This is a genomic window from Ensifer sp. VA4, from assembly GCF_055710065.1.
Genome location: NZ_JBVQPO010000004.1, coordinates 235731 through 249095 on the forward strand (window position 1 = coordinate 235731; position 13365 = coordinate 249095).

A 13365-nucleotide genomic window follows, 5' to 3' on the forward strand; every position below is an offset into this window, starting at 1 on the left:
TTTAACAATTTGTTGAAAACAGCAACTGAATTGCTATCGTGATTGCATGCTCGTCCGATTCGATCCGCATCAACGCCTCTACAAGACCCTCAAACTGGTCCGCTCTATCCATCTCAATATGCAGCGTTCGACAGAACATATGCTCGATGGCGCCGGCGTTTCAGTGGCAGAGCGGGCGGTACTCGAACTTTTTTGCGACGAGCCGCTGACGGTGCCGGAAGCGGCACGGCGACTGTCGATGAAGCGACAGTTCGTGCTGCGCGTCGCCATCGGCCTGATGGAAAAACAATTGCTCGAAAAACAGCCGAACCCGGAACATCGCCGCGCCTATCTTTGCGCCCCGACCGTCCCCGGACGTGCCTTGTTCGAGGAAATTCACCGCCGCGAAGTCGAGATGCTGCACGCCATGCTCGGCGACATCAACCAGACCGAGGTGGTGGCGGCGCTTCGGGTGATGACGCGTGTGGCGACGGCTTTCGAGCGTCTAGCCGGCGAATTGGAGACCGACGGAGAAGTGCGCTGACAGCGCTCGTTCCGTCGTGCGGGTATTCATCCTCCGGGAAGGTCCATGGCGGGTCGATGGAATCCGAAACGGCTTCCACGAAATGCCCTCGCCCAAGGCAGAAAGCGCTTCATTGCCCTGCCGTCCTTGACTTTTGCCGCGCTTTCCTGTTTATCCGCCGCAATTCCTTCGCAAGCTCAAGTCTTCGAAGCCGCCGACCGGGTCCCGCAAAGGTATAAAGAGAACCCGGAGGTCACCATCCGACAGCGCGTCGCGCCCTCGGGTGGTTTTTGGCTTTGCGCCTTGTTTTCTTGGCGAGGGAACCCACGTTTCCGGCGAGTTGATCGCCACCGGAAACCAGAAGGAAGTAAGAATGTTCGAGAGCCTCCAGGACCGCCTTGGTTCCATATTGAATGGACTGACCGGCCGCGGCGCATTGTCGGAAGCCGATGTTTCCGCCGCGCTCCGCGAGGTTCGCCGTGCGCTGCTCGAAGCCGACGTCGCGCTCGACGTCGTGCGCTCCTTTACCGAAAAGGTTCGCGAGAAGGCCGTCGGCGCCGAGATCCTGAAGTCGATCAAGCCCGGCCAGATGGTCGTCAAGATCGTCCATGACCAGCTCATCGAGATGCTCGGCTCCGAGGGGGTCACCATCGACCTCAATGCGCCGGCGCCCGTCGTCATCATGATGGTCGGTCTGCAGGGCTCGGGTAAGACGACGACGACAGGCAAGATCGCCAACCGGATGAAGTCGCGGGACAAGAAAAAGGTCCTGATGGCTTCGCTCGACACCCGCCGTCCGGCCGCGCAGGAGCAGCTGCGTCAGCTCGGCGTGCAGACCGGCGTCGACACGCTGCCGATCATTGCCGGCCAGTCGCCGACCGATATCGCCGCGCGCGCCGTCCAGGCTGCCAAGCTCGGCGGTCATGACGTCGTCATCCTCGACACCGCCGGCCGTACCCATATCGACGAGCCGCTGATGATCGAGATGGCGGAGATCAAGCGGAAGTCCAATCCGCATGAAATCCTGCTCGTCGCCGATGCGCTGACTGGTCAGGACGCCGTCAACCTCGCCCGCAACTTCGACGAACGTGTCGGCATCACCGGCCTGGTGCTTACCCGCATGGATGGCGACGGCCGCGGCGGTGCGGCGCTCTCGATGCGCGCCGTCACCGGCAAGCCGATCAAGCTCATCGGTGTCGGCGAGAAGATGGGCGAGCTCGAAGAGTTCCATCCCCGCCGCGTCGCCGACCGCATCCTCGGCATGGGCGACATCGTCTCGCTGGTCGAAAAGGCGGCCGAGAACATCGACGCCGAGAAAGCGGCGGCCATGGCCGCCAAGATGGCCAAGGGCAAGTTCGACCTGAACGACCTCGCCGACCAGCTCAAGCAGATGCAGAAGATGGGCGGCATGGGCGGCATCATGGGCCTGATGCCCGGCATGGCCGGCATGAAGGACAAGATGGCTGCGGCCGGTCTCGACGACACGCTCTTCAAGCGCCAGCTCGCCATCATCTCGTCGATGACCAAGGCCGAGCGCGCCAACCCGGACCTGCTCAAGCATTCGCGCAAGAAGCGCATCGCTAGCGGCTCCGGCACCGATGCCGCCGACATCAACAAGCTTCTGAAGATGCACCGCCAGATGGCGGACATGATGAAGATGATGGGCGGCAAGGGCAAAGGCGGCATGATGAAGCAGATGATGGGCGGCCTTGCCAACAAGATGGGGCTCGGTGGCCTCGGTGGCGGCGGCATGCCTGACCTGTCGAAGCTCGACCCCAAGCAGCTCGAAGCGCTGCAGAAGCAGGCGGAAGCAGCCGGCCTCAAGCCGGGCGGAATGCCGGGCCTTGGCGGCGGTGGCCTGCCGGGTCTCGGCGGCGCCAAGCTTCCGGGCCTCGGTGGCGGCTTCCCCGGCCTTCCCGGCCTGCCGAAGAAGAAGTGAGGATCGGCAAGAGATGATTGATCCCGAAATCAAACAGGAATTGGCGGGCTACCGGCAGTCGATCGACAACATCGATGCCGCGCTCGTCCACATGCTGGCCGAACGCTTCCGCTGCACCCAGGCAGTCGGCGTTCTCAAGGCCAAGCATGATCTGCCGCCGGCCGACCCGGCGCGCGAAGAATACCAGATCGAACGCCTGCGCCGCCTGGCCAAGGATGCCAATCTGGACCCGGATTTCGCCGAGAAGTTCCTGAACTTCATCATCAAGGAAGTCATCCGGCATCATGAAGCCATCGCCGCCGATCGCTCGCATAGCGCGGGCAACGCCGGCACAAACCATTCCGCTTGAACGAAGCGGTCAAGAAAGCCTGCAAGGAGTAACTGAAATGGCACTGAAAATTCGTCTCGCCCGTGGCGGTTCCAAGAAGCGTCCGTACTACCAGATCGTCGTTGCCGACGCCCGCAGCCCGCGCGACGGCCGCTTCCTCGAGAAGATCGGCTCCTGGAACCCGATGCTCGGCAAGGACGACGAAAAGCGCGTCGAGCTCGACGCCGAGCGCGTCGCTCACTGGATCGCCCAGGGCGCCCAGCCGACCGACCGCGTTCTGCGCTTCCTCGACCAGGCTGGCCTGGCAAAGCGCCCGGCTCGCAACAACCCGACCAAGGCCGTTCCGGGCAAGAAGGCTCAGGAGCGCGCTGCCGAAGCCAAGCAGAAGGCTGAAGAAGCCGCTGCTGCCGCTGCAGAAGCTGCCGCGGAATAATAGCCGGCAATCGGTTTGGAGCGGGATCGGCGGTCTTTCGACCGCATCCCTGCTTCGGCTTGCCGTGACATAAGGAAACGGGTGGCATTTCCATGCCGCCCGTTTTCCGTTATGTGCACCGATATATCCCGAAACGGACGCGGACGATGAGCAAACTCGAAAACCCGGTTCTGATGGCGACGATCGGCGCGGCGCAAGGTTTGCGCGGCGAGGTCAGGGTCAAGTCCTTTACCGACGATCCGACGGCGCTCGGCGACTACGGCAACCTGCACAGTGCCGACGGCCGCGTGTTCGAGGTACTGGAAATCCGCGAGGCGAAGAACGTCGTGATCGTGCGCTTCCGCGGCGTCAACGACCGTAACGCCGCCGAGGCGCTCAATGGCCTCGAGCTCTTCATCGAGCGGGACAACCTGCCGGACGAGGATCTCGACGAGGACGAGTTCTTCTATGCCGATCTCGAGGGCTTGGAAGCGATCGACGGCAACGGCACCAGCTATGGCAAGGTCAGTGGCGTATTCGACTTCGGCGCCGGTGATCTCCTGGAGCTGAAGGGGCCGGGCAGGCGCCCGGTGCTGATCCCCTTTACCGAATGGTCGGTGCTGGAGATCGATCTGGAGGCGGGCAGGCTGCTGGTCGATCCGGTTGCCGCCGGTCTTTCCGACGACAAGGACCAGGATTCGGACAATCCGTTTTCCACAAAACGCAAGTGAACGATGCGGCAATGACCTTTCGTGCGACCGTTCTGACGCTCTATCCCGAGATGTTTCCGGGCCATCTCGGCGTTTCCCTCTCGGGCAAGGCACTGGAGCGCGGCCAATGGTCGATCGAGGCGGTGCAGATCCGCGATTTTGCCGAGGACAAGCACCGCACCGTCGACGACACGCCGGCCGGCGGTGGTGCCGGCATGGTGCTGAAGCCCGACGTGCTCGCCCGGGCGATCGACCATGTTTCTGAGGGCGATGATCGCCCGCGGCTGCTGATGAGCCCGCGCGGCCGGCCGCTGACGCAGGCGCGGGTGCGCGAACTTGCCGCCGGTCCCGGTGTCGTCATCGTCTGCGGACGCTTCGAAGGCGTCGACCAGCGGGTGATCGACGCCCGCGGCCTCGAAGAGGTTTCGATCGGCGATTATATTCTTTCCGGCGGCGAGCCGGCGGCGCTGACGCTGCTCGATGCCGTGGTGCGCATCCTGCCCGGCGTCATGGGCAACGAGCTTTCGGGGGTTCATGAAAGTTTCGAAGGCGGGCTGCTCGAGCATCCGCATTATACCCGGCCGCAGGTCTTCGAGGGCCGCGAAATCCCGGCGGTGCTGACCTCGGGCAACCACGGCGCCATTGCCAAGTGGCGCGAGGCGGAGGCGAAGCGCCTCACCGCCGAGCGCAGGCCCGACCTTCTCGATCAGCCCGTGAAGAAATAATAGGCGGCCAGCAGCAGGCCGACGGCGACGACGAGGGCGCGGATGATCGCCTGCGGCACGCGCCTGGCCGCCCAGACGCCGGAGTAACCGCCAAGGGCCGCTCCCGGTACCATGATTGCCGCATGCAGCCAGGAAACGACGCCGCCGGCGGCGAAGACGACGATGGCGATCGCGGCAATCACGATCGAGATGAAGTTCTTGAGCGCGTTCAGCCGGTGGTAGCCGCCACCGGTCGCCAGCCCCAGCACTGCCAGCATCATGATGCCCATGCCGGCGCCGAAGAAGCCGCCATAGACGGAGGTGACGAACTGGGCGCCGATCCCGGCCGGATTGATCGCATGCTCGTCAACGCGCGCCTTGGGCCTCAAGAGCGGCCCGGCGGCGAAGATCGCCGTTGCCGCAAGCAGCAGCCAGGGGACCAGCGCGCGGAAGGAGGCGTTGGAAAGCGAGACGAGAAGCAGCGCACCGCCCAGACCGCCGAGCGCCGAGATCACGCCGAGCAGCATCGCATAGCGGCTGTCGGCGCGGATCTCTTTGGCATAGGCGAGTGCCGAGGTGATATAGCCCGGGAACTGGATGATCGACGAGGTCGCATTGGCGACGATCGGCGAAAGGCCGCCAAGCGTCATCGCGCCGAAGGTCAGGAACGTTCCGCCGCCGGCGATGGCATTGACGATACCGGACAGGAAGCCGGCCGTAAAAAGCATGAGCACTTCGAAGATATGCATGGTCTCCCCCGACCCACCACGCTCGGGATAGCCGGTGGTTGTGACGGCCGCAAGTCCGTTGCATCCGATAATCGCCCGCGCGTGTTTGCGGATTTTCTGATAGAATCATCATGTTCGGCGCGGATCGCCGAGAAAATATGGCTTCCGGGGATGACAAGCCGAACCGATTGGTGTATGTGCCGCCCCGGTTCGGGTTCTGTGCCCGTCGACCAAAACAAAGAATGGCGAATCCGCTCCTGTCGGTTTCCGGCAAGACCTGAAGGCAAGCCCGACAGGTTCATCGAGAGCGCTCTGGCTGTTTCAGAAGAACTTGAAAGGTTTAGACCGATGAACATCATCCAGCAGCTGGAAGCCGAACAGGCCGCCAAGATCGCCGCCAAGCGCACGCTCCCCGAATTCTCCGCAGGCGACACGCTGCGCGTCAACGTCCGCGTCGTCGAAGGCAACCGTACCCGCGTTCAGGCCTATGAAGGCGTCTGCATCGCTCGTTCGGGCGGCGGCATCAACGAAAACTTCACGGTTCGCAAGATCTCCTACGGCGAAGGCGTCGAGCGCGTATTCCCGGTTTACTCTCCGCTCGTCGAGAGCGTCGAAGTGGTTCGCCGCGGTAAGGTCCGTCGCGCCAAGCTCTACTACCTGCGCGATCGTCGCGGCAAGTCGGCTCGTATCGTCGAGAACACCGGCACGCGCGCCCGCAAGCTGAACGAAGCCGAGCGCCAGGCGATTGCCGAGGAAAAGGCACGCATCGAGGCTGAAAAGGTTGCAGCAGCTCAGGCGCTCGCCGCCGAGAAGGCAGCAGCCGAAGCCGCCGAAGCAAAGGCAGCAGCGGAAGCCGCAGCAGAATAAGATTTCAATCTTCTTGGATTGGTGGAAAGGCGGCCTCGGCCGCCTTTCTTTTTTGGTACTATGCGCTTGTCTTTTCGACGGAATTTGTGACATTTTCCGCTGCCACAATTTTCGGGAGCCCTCCAATGACAATCCGTCGCCACGTGCTTGCGGGCATCGCAGCCGCACTTGCCGTTCCTTTCGCATTTTCTGCACCGGCCACTGCCAGCGACCTGCCCGATCTCGGCGGCAAGACGGTCGTCGTCGTCACGGAGAACGCCTACCCGCCGCTGCAGTTCGTCGATCCGAAGACCGGCGAAGCCAAGGGCTGGGAATACGACGCCATGAACGAGATCGCCAAGCGGTTGAATTTCAAGGTCGAATACCAGAACACCAGCTGGGACGCGATGATCCAGGCGGTGCATGACGGCCAGTACCAGATCGGCATGACCGGCATCACCATCAAGGATGACCGCAAGGAGAAGGTCGACTTCTCGGACCCCTATATGCGTTCGCAGCAGTTCATGCTGGTGCGCAGCGATGAAAACCGCTTCAACGACGGCAAGAGCTTCGGCGCCTTTGCCGACGGTCTCGTCGGCGCTCAGCCGGGCACCTCGCCGTTCTACACCGCCGTCTACGAAATGCTTGACGGCAACGAACAGAACCCGCGCATCAAGCTGTTCGAGACCTTCGGTGCGACCGTCCAGGCGCTGAAGGCCGGCGACGTCGACGTGGTGCTGACCGATAGCGTCGCCGCCAAGGGCTATGTCGACTCCTCCGAAGGCAAGCTCAAGGTCGTCGGTGGTCCGCTCGGCACCGAGGATTTCGGCTTCATCTTCCCGAAGGGCTCGGATCTCGTCGCTCCGGTCAACGCCGCGATCAAGGCCTTGAAGGAAGACGGCACCTTCGATGCCCTCGATAAGAAGTGGTTCCTCGAATACAAGATGGGCGGCTGATCTGAGTGGCTGCCCCGCAATCTCCTGATATGTCCGGCAAGGGCGACTATCCCTGGTGGTTGGTCGCCCTTCTCGTGATCGCGGTGGCGCTTGCCGCCGTGATCGTCAGCAATGACATCTTTTCCGAAGTTTTCACCGTCGTCTTCAAGGGCCTCGGCGTTACCGTTTTCGTGACCCTCATGGGGTTCGTGCTGGCGACGACGCTCGGTCTCGGCATCGCGCTGATGGCGCTCTCCGAGCATACGGCGCTGCGGCAGATCGCGCGCTTCTATACCGAAGTCATCCGCGGCGTGCCGATCCTGGTTCTGCTGTTCTACATTGCCTTCGTTGGAGCGCCGGCGCTGGTCGTCGCCGCCAATTTCGTCTGTGCGCCATTGATCGGTGCCGGCTGGATGGACCCGGTCGTCGTGCGCGACATCTCGCTGATGTGGCGCGCAATCATCGCCTTGATGATCGGCTATTCCGCCTTCATCGCCGAGGTGTTCCGGGCCGGCATCCTTTCGGTCGACAAGGGGCAGGTCGAGGCCGCGAAAGCGCTGGGACTTACGCGCTATCAGCGTTTTCGCCTCGTCATCTTCCCGCAGGCGGTCCGCGTGATCCTGCCACCGCTCGGCAACGACTTCGTCGCCATGGTCAAGGATTCGTCGCTCGTGTCGGTGCTCGGCGTCGCCGACATCACGCAGATGGGCAAGGTCTACGCCTCCGGTTCCTTCCGCTTCTTCGAGACCTACTCGATCGTCGCCTATGTCTATCTGGTGCTGACCATCGGCCTGTCTCTGGCATTGCGGGCGCTGGAGCGGCGGCTGCGACGTGCCGAGCAGCGCTGAGGCCGCTTCCACCGATTGCCGACCTGTCAGAAAATTGATATGAACACGGCCATGGAATCCAAATTCGGATGTCGCGAACAGAAAATTGTCGTGCTGCAGGATCACAAGCGCCTGCCGGCACGCTTCTTTGCGCGCGTCCACGGGGCGCTCACAAGCCGCCTATCCTGATCTCCTGATCAGCGTTTCCGGCCGCCCTGCCGCCGGCTTTCCCTACCTTTTGAAAACTCGATGGATATACCGCCATGAGCGCACCGCGTACCCTCTATGACAAGATCTGGGACGACCACCTGGTCAACGAGCAGGAAGACGGCACCTGTCTTCTCTACATCGATCGTCACCTCGTTCACGAGGTGACGAGCCCGCAGGCCTTCGAGGGCCTGCGGATGGCCGGCCGCCAGGTCCGCGCCCCGGAAAAGACGCTCGCCGTCGTCGACCACAACGTTCCGACGTCGGCCGACCGCCACCTCGGCATCAAGAACGAGGAAAGCCGCATCCAGGTCGAGGCGCTCGCCAAGAACGCCGCCGACTTCGGTGTCGAATACTATTCCGAGAACGACAAGCGCCAGGGCATCGTGCACATCGTCGGCCCGGAGCAGGGCTTCACCCTGCCGGGCATGACCATCGTCTGCGGTGACAGCCACACCTCGACGCACGGCGCCTTCGGTTCGCTGGCCCACGGCATCGGCACCTCCGAGGTCGAGCACGTGCTCGCCACCCAGACGCTGATCCAGAAGAAGGCGAAGAACATGCTGGTGCGCGTCGACGGCCAGCTTCCGCCCGGCGTCACCGCCAAGGACATCATTCTCGCGATCATCGGCGAGATCGGCACCGCCGGCGGCACCGGCCACGTCATCGAATTTGCCGGCGAGGCGATCCGCTCGCTGTCGATGGAAGGCCGCATGACCATCTGCAACATGACGATCGAAGGCGGCGCCCGCGCCGGCCTGATCGCGCCCGACGAGACGACGTTCGCCTATATCAAGGACAAGCCGCGCGCCCCGAAGGGCAAGGCCTGGGATATGGCGCTCGAATACTGGAAGACGCTGCACACGGACGAAGGTGCGCATTATGACCGCGTCGTCGTGCTCGACGCCGCCAACCTGCCGCCGATCGTTTCCTGGGGCTCCTCTCCGGAAGACGTCATTTCGGTTCAGGGCATCGTTCCGAACCCGGACGACATCCAGGAAGAGACCAAGCGGGCCTCCAAGTGGCGCGCGCTCGACTATATGGGCCTGAAGCCGGGCACGAAGATCACCGACATCGCCATCGACCGCGTCTTCATCGGCTCCTGCACCAACGGCCGCATCGAGGACCTCAGGGCCGTCGCCCAGGTCGTCGAAGGCCGCAAGGTCGCCTCGACCGTTTCGGCGATGATCGTTCCGGGCTCGGGCCTGGTGAAGGAACAGGCCGAGGCCGAGGGCCTCGACAAGATCTTCAAGGAAGCCGGATTCGACTGGCGCGAGCCGGGCTGCTCCATGTGCCTGGCGATGAACGACGACCGGCTGAAGCCGGGCGAACGTTGTGCGTCGACGTCGAACCGCAACTTCGAAGGTCGCCAGGGCTTCAAGGGTCGCACGCATCTGGTCTCGCCGGCCATGGCGGCCGCCGCGGCGGTGGCGGGTCACTTCGTCGACATCCGCGAATGGAAGTAAGCCGGATTTGAGCTTTTCCGGCGCAAATGGCCGCCCTTCGGGGCGGCCTTTTTTGTCTGCGCATCCTACAGCGCCGCGCGTCTTATCAGACGCGCAAAGGTCGCTGCAGCACTTTGATTTGCTGCTGTCTCCTTAAATCGATGTCGATTTAAGGAGACATGCAGCAGGTATTCCGCGCGGCTCGGCGAAATGCGCTAAGCTGTCCGCTCATGGCCCGAAGAGCCTTGGGAGGACGATGGATGAGCGACGATTTGCCTGTTCACAACTACTGCCTGATGCTGCTTCGGCATGCCAAGTCCGCCTGGCCGGACGGTGTCGCCGATATCAATCGTCCGCTTGGCGAACGTGGCCGCAAGGCGGCGCCCCGGATGGGCGAATACATGAAGCAGCATGAGCTCGTGCCGGAACGAGTCCTCGTCTCTGTGGCGAAACGTGCACAAGAGACCTGGCAACTGGTCGCGGCCGCCCTGCCGCCGGGGATCGCTGTCGAGAATACCCGCGCGATCTACGAGGTGGGAGCGGCCCAGATCCTGAGCGTCCTCCGTGAGACCGATCCCGCCGTCAGGACGCTGCTCGTCGTCGGCCACAATCCCGGCATGGAGGACCTGGCGTTCCAACTCGTCGGTTCCGGCGATGCGGATTTGCGCATGCGGATGGCGGACAAGTTTCCGACGGCTGCTCTTGCCGTCCTCGAATTCGAAGCAGCGGGTTGGCGGGAGCTTATGCCCGGCGGCGCCAAGCTCCGGCGTTTCGTGACGCCCCGGTCGCTGACCTGAGTGACACCAGCCCTGATCGATATCAGAGAACCTGGATGATGGTGCCGCGCCGCATGTGCGGGATCAGCCGCGACATCGCGGGCAGGCTGACCGCGACGCAGCCCTGCGTCGGCTCGTAGCCTGGCCGGATCAGGTGGAAGAAGATCGCCGAGCCGGCATTTCGCCGGCGAGCGATGAGGTTCCAGTCCATGACCAGGCAGATGTCATAGAGCCCGTCCTCGCGCATCAACTCCTCATGGCTCGGCGTGAAGGGCGCCATGACCGGGCGATTGTATTGGGCGTGGCCCGACGCGTCGCACCACAGCATGCCCTTGCGCGTGGTCCGCGTCGGCAGCGGCGTCGGCGGCAGGGAGAGCCGATCGCGCCTGACATAGCCGCCGATCAGCTTCATTGCGGCGCGCGGGGTGGCGCCGTCCCCCTCTCGCTTCAGGCTGGTGATGCCGCTTCGCCCGATCGCCGCCTGCTCGACGCGGCCGTCGAAGCAGACCAGGGCCCGTTTTCGATCGCGCGGCGCCGGGCGAACTGTGATGATGGTTCTGGCTGGTCTTTTTCCCGACGTTTTCTTGCGCATCATTCTCACGGATTTTTGCTTTGCCCGTGATTTGGGGGGCACCATAAGCACAGTTGCGAATATAACGATCCAGCAAGGCTGGTTCGCTTGCCAATACAGGCATTTGAGCTAGTTTGAAAACGGAAGCAAACAGGAATTGTCCCATGGCGACCCGTACCATTCTTCTTGTCGATGACGACAATGACCTGCGCGAGACATTGGTCGAGCAGCTCTCGCTCTACGAAGAATTCGATCTCATCCAGGAGGCGACCGCCGGCAAGGGCATCCAGACCGCGCGGGCGCAGCAGGTAGATCTGCTGATCATGGACGTCGGCCTACCCGACATGGATGGCCGCGAGGCGGTAAAGCTTCTGCGCAAGGGCGGCTTCAAGGCGCCGATCATCATGCTGACCGGCCACGACACCGATTCGGATACGATCCTCGGGCTGGAAGCCGGCGCCAACGACTATGTGACGAAGCCGTTCCGCTTCGCCGTGCTGCTTGCCCGCATACGCGCGCAGTTGCGCCAGCACGAGCAGAGCGAGGACGCGACCTTCAGCGTCGGGCCCTACACGTTCAAGCCCAGCCAGAAGCTGCTGACGCTTGAGAACGGCCAGAAGATTCGTCTCACCGAGAAGGAAGCGGCGATCATCCGCTACCTCTATCGCGCCGACCAGAAGGTGGTGACGCGCGATGTTCTGCTCGAAGAAGTCTGGGGTTACAATTCCGGCGTCACCACCCATACACTGGAAACCCATGTCTACCGGCTGCGCCAGAAAATCGAGCGGGACCCTTCCAATGCCGAGATTTTGGTGACAGAGAACGGCGGCTACAAGATCGTTCCGTAGCCGGGCTATGCATGGCGCAACCTGCTCCATGCCATGTTCCGTTTTCCGTTATCGCCCTGCCGGTCGGCAGCGACGTGACTTCCGGAGGTTAGCCGCTTGGCGCTCAACGATGATATCGTGCTTCTGTCCAACGTGCCGCTGTTTGCCGATATCAGCGAGGACAAGCTCAGACTGATCGCCTTCGGCGCGGAGCGGCGCCGCATATTCAAGGGGCAGGAACTGTTTCGCGAAGGGGCGCCCGCCGATTGCGCCTATGCGATTGCGAGCGGCAGCCTGTCCTTGTCGAAGGCAGGCGCCGACGGTTCCCTGGCGACGGTTACCACGGTTGGCCGTGGCGCACTTCTGTCGGAACTGGCCCTGATCTCGATGGTCGAACGCAAGTTCACGGCGACCGCCGAGGAAGACAGCGAGGTCATCCGCATCAACCGGCCGCTCTTCCGCCGCATGCTGGAAGAGTATCCGGAAGTGGCGGAGCTCGTCGAAGTGCGCATCCGCGAGAACCTGCAGGCGATGATCCGCCGGGCCGGCGCGCTCGCCGGCCGCTTTGCCTGAGCGCGGGTAAAGGGCTTCTGTCCGTTACCGCCGGTATTTCAGCGAACCGAGCACCGTGCGGCCCTGGCCGAAATAGCAATAACCATCGGTGCAGACCTCTTCGCGGCGGTCGCCGAGATTGGTGACGCTCCGGCTAGATGTCGAAATGGGCGATGACCGGCACGTGGTCGGAGGGACGCTCCCAGCCGCGCGCTTCGCGCAGGATGTCGACGTGCTTCAGCACCGGCGCCAGGTCCGCGGAGGACCAGATGTGGTCGAGCCGGCGGCCGCGGTCGGCAGCCTCCCAGTCCTTCGCGCGGTAGCTCCACCAGGTGTAGAGCTTGGTCGGTGCCGGTGTGTGCTGGCGCATCAGGTCGACCCAGCCGCCGCCGGTCATGACCGTGGTCAGCCCTTCGGTCTCGATCGGGGTGTGGCTGACGATCTTCAAGAGCTGCTTGTGCGACCAGACGTCGTCTTCGAGTGGTGCGATGTTGAGGTCGCCGACGAGGATCGAGGAGATGCCGGCCTCGGCCTCCGCGTGCAGCAGCTTCATCTCCTCGACGAAGTCGAGCTTGTGGCCAAACTTCGGGTTGATGGTGCGGTCCGGCTCGTCGCCGCCCGCCGGAACATAGAAATTGTGCAGCCGGATCTTCTTGCCGCCGGCCTCGAAGACGACCGACAGGTGGCGGGCATCGCCGACGCCGCAATAGTCGCGGCGGTCGCTGAGCTCATGCAGCGGCAGGCGCGAGATCGTTGCCACGCCGTGATAGCCCTTCTGGCCGTGCATCTCGATATGATTGTAGCCGAGCGCCTTCAGAGGCTTGGAAGGGAACTGGTCGTTCGGGCACTTGGTCTCCTGCAGGCAGAGGATGTCCGGCTGCCAGGTCTTCAGGAGATGCTCGACAAGCGGCATGCGCAGGCGAACGGAATTGATGTTCCATGTGGCAACGGAAAGGGCCATTCGTCATTCCCTGATCGGCTGGGGCCGGACGTTCGCGAAGGGAAGGCCGGCTCGGGATGGATGTTTGACCTGAGCTTTAAGCAGGTCCGACGCGC

Annotated in this window: 16 protein-coding genes; 13 read left to right on the forward strand and 3 right to left on the reverse strand. The window is 63.1% G+C overall.

The annotated features are described in order from the left end of the window. The first annotated feature begins 46 nt into the window (after nucleotides 1-46). The 6 genes from AC0C6X_RS08260 to trmD all read left to right on the forward strand — a co-directional run bounded on the left by AC0C6X_RS08260 (nucleotide 47) and on the right by trmD (nucleotide 4616). Nucleotides 47-523 (forward strand): MarR family winged helix-turn-helix transcriptional regulator, encoded by a 477-nt coding sequence (locus AC0C6X_RS08260; RefSeq protein WP_173517830.1) that lies wholly within the window; start codon nucleotides 47-49, stop codon nucleotides 521-523. Nucleotides 524-875: 352 nt separating this feature from the next. Next, nucleotides 876-2441 (forward strand): signal recognition particle protein, encoded by a 1566-nt coding sequence (gene ffh, locus AC0C6X_RS08265; RefSeq protein WP_173517829.1) that lies wholly within the window; start codon nucleotides 876-878, stop codon nucleotides 2439-2441. 13 nt (nucleotides 2442-2454) lie between these two features. Next, nucleotides 2455-2790: a chorismate mutase gene (locus AC0C6X_RS08270; protein ID WP_057254921.1), complete on the forward strand. Its 336-nt coding sequence runs from the start codon at nucleotides 2455-2457 to the stop codon at nucleotides 2788-2790. Nucleotides 2791-2827: 37 nt separating this feature from the next. Beyond that, a complete protein-coding gene (rpsP, locus tag AC0C6X_RS08275; protein WP_173517828.1) occupies nucleotides 2828-3202 on the forward strand; it encodes a 30S ribosomal protein S16 in 375 nt (124 codons plus the stop codon). Nucleotides 3203-3348: 146 nt separating this feature from the next. Beyond that, nucleotides 3349-3912: a ribosome maturation factor RimM gene (gene rimM / locus AC0C6X_RS08280; RefSeq protein WP_173517827.1), complete on the forward strand. Its 564-nt coding sequence runs from the start codon at nucleotides 3349-3351 to the stop codon at nucleotides 3910-3912. A gap of 11 nt (nucleotides 3913-3923) precedes the next feature. Then, nucleotides 3924-4616: a tRNA (guanosine(37)-N1)-methyltransferase TrmD gene (gene trmD / locus AC0C6X_RS08285; protein ID WP_173517826.1), complete on the forward strand. Its 693-nt coding sequence runs from the start codon at nucleotides 3924-3926 to the stop codon at nucleotides 4614-4616. On the opposite strand, the gene AC0C6X_RS08290 is transcribed toward trmD, so the two are convergent. Further along, a complete protein-coding gene (locus AC0C6X_RS08290) occupies nucleotides 4598-5344 on the reverse strand; it encodes a sulfite exporter TauE/SafE family protein (RefSeq protein WP_173517825.1) in 747 nt (248 codons plus the stop codon). The genes trmD and AC0C6X_RS08290 overlap by 19 nt on opposite strands. 327 nt (nucleotides 5345-5671) lie before the next feature. Here AC0C6X_RS08290 and rplS point away from each other — a divergent pair, with 327 nt between their 5' ends. The 5 genes from rplS (at nucleotide 5672) to AC0C6X_RS08315 (ending at nucleotide 10380) form a co-directional block, all read left to right on the forward strand. Then, on the forward strand, nucleotides 5672-6190 hold the full coding sequence (gene rplS, locus AC0C6X_RS08295) for a 50S ribosomal protein L19 (protein WP_173517824.1): 519 nt from the start codon (nucleotides 5672-5674) through the stop codon (nucleotides 6188-6190). 125 nt (nucleotides 6191-6315) lie between these two features. Further along, complete coding sequence (locus tag AC0C6X_RS08300; protein WP_173517823.1) at nucleotides 6316-7125, forward strand: basic amino acid ABC transporter substrate-binding protein; 810 nt, start codon at nucleotides 6316-6318, stop codon at nucleotides 7123-7125. 29 nt (nucleotides 7126-7154) lie between these two features. Next, entirely contained in the window at nucleotides 7155-7952 is a 798-nt protein-coding gene (locus AC0C6X_RS08305) for an amino acid ABC transporter permease (RefSeq protein WP_210266588.1), read from the forward strand. Between the two features lie 242 nt (nucleotides 7953-8194). Beyond that, complete coding sequence (gene leuC / locus AC0C6X_RS08310) at nucleotides 8195-9604, forward strand: 3-isopropylmalate dehydratase large subunit (RefSeq protein WP_173517821.1); 1410 nt, start codon at nucleotides 8195-8197, stop codon at nucleotides 9602-9604. A 239-nt stretch (nucleotides 9605-9843) separates the two neighbouring features. After that, a complete protein-coding gene (locus AC0C6X_RS08315; RefSeq protein ID WP_472952530.1) occupies nucleotides 9844-10380 on the forward strand; it encodes a SixA phosphatase family protein in 537 nt (178 codons plus the stop codon). 22 nt (nucleotides 10381-10402) lie between these two features. Here AC0C6X_RS08315 and AC0C6X_RS08320 read toward each other — a convergent pair whose 3' ends face one another. Then, nucleotides 10403-10951: a L,D-transpeptidase family protein gene (locus tag AC0C6X_RS08320; RefSeq protein ID WP_472952692.1), complete on the reverse strand. Its 549-nt coding sequence runs from the start codon at nucleotides 10949-10951 to the stop codon at nucleotides 10403-10405. A 143-nt stretch (nucleotides 10952-11094) separates the two neighbouring features. Between AC0C6X_RS08320 and AC0C6X_RS08325 the strand changes: the two genes are divergently transcribed. Together AC0C6X_RS08325 and AC0C6X_RS08330 are read left to right on the forward strand one after the other, a co-directional pair. Next, entirely contained in the window at nucleotides 11095-11778 is a 684-nt protein-coding gene (locus AC0C6X_RS08325; RefSeq protein ID WP_034802783.1) for a response regulator transcription factor, read from the forward strand. Nucleotides 11779-11874: 96 nt separating this feature from the next. After that, the gene (locus AC0C6X_RS08330; protein WP_173517819.1) at nucleotides 11875-12330 is read left to right on the forward strand and encodes a cyclic nucleotide-binding domain-containing protein; all 456 of its coding nucleotides are present in this window, start codon (nucleotides 11875-11877) and stop codon (nucleotides 12328-12330) included. Between the two features lie 133 nt (nucleotides 12331-12463). Here the strand turns inward: AC0C6X_RS08330 and AC0C6X_RS08335 are convergent, their stop codons facing one another. Further along, complete coding sequence (locus tag AC0C6X_RS08335; protein ID WP_173517818.1) at nucleotides 12464-13270, reverse strand: exodeoxyribonuclease III; 807 nt, start codon at nucleotides 13268-13270, stop codon at nucleotides 12464-12466. Nucleotides 13271-13365: the final 95 nt, after the last annotated feature.

Coding starts and splice junctions, on each gene's coding strand:
- AC0C6X_RS08260 (WP_173517830.1), top strand. CDS start 47: ATGCTCGTCCGATTCGATCCGCATCAACGCCTCTACAAGACCCTCAAA.
- rimM (WP_173517827.1), top strand. CDS start 3,349: ATGAGCAAACTCGAAAACCCGGTTCTGATGGCGACGATCGGCGCGGCG.
- AC0C6X_RS08325 (WP_034802783.1), top strand. CDS start 11,095: ATGGCGACCCGTACCATTCTTCTTGTCGATGACGACAATGACCTGCGC.
- AC0C6X_RS08335 (WP_173517818.1), bottom strand. CDS start 13,270: ATGGCCCTTTCCGTTGCCACATGGAACATCAATTCCGTTCGCCTGCGC.
- AC0C6X_RS08320 (WP_472952692.1), bottom strand. CDS start 10,951: ATGCGCAAGAAAACGTCGGGAAAAAGACCAGCCAGAACCATCATCACA.
- AC0C6X_RS08315 (WP_472952530.1), top strand. CDS start 9,844: ATGAGCGACGATTTGCCTGTTCACAACTACTGCCTGATGCTGCTTCGG.
- rpsP (WP_173517828.1), top strand. CDS start 2,828: ATGGCACTGAAAATTCGTCTCGCCCGTGGCGGTTCCAAGAAGCGTCCG.
- rplS (WP_173517824.1), top strand. CDS start 5,672: ATGAACATCATCCAGCAGCTGGAAGCCGAACAGGCCGCCAAGATCGCC.
- AC0C6X_RS08305 (WP_210266588.1), top strand. CDS start 7,155: ATGTCCGGCAAGGGCGACTATCCCTGGTGGTTGGTCGCCCTTCTCGTG.
- leuC (WP_173517821.1), top strand. CDS start 8,195: ATGAGCGCACCGCGTACCCTCTATGACAAGATCTGGGACGACCACCTG.
- trmD (WP_173517826.1), top strand. CDS start 3,924: ATGACCTTTCGTGCGACCGTTCTGACGCTCTATCCCGAGATGTTTCCG.
- AC0C6X_RS08290 (WP_173517825.1), bottom strand. CDS start 5,344: ATGCATATCTTCGAAGTGCTCATGCTTTTTACGGCCGGCTTCCTGTCC.
- AC0C6X_RS08270 (WP_057254921.1), top strand. CDS start 2,455: ATGATTGATCCCGAAATCAAACAGGAATTGGCGGGCTACCGGCAGTCG.
- AC0C6X_RS08300 (WP_173517823.1), top strand. CDS start 6,316: ATGACAATCCGTCGCCACGTGCTTGCGGGCATCGCAGCCGCACTTGCC.
- ffh (WP_173517829.1), top strand. CDS start 876: ATGTTCGAGAGCCTCCAGGACCGCCTTGGTTCCATATTGAATGGACTG.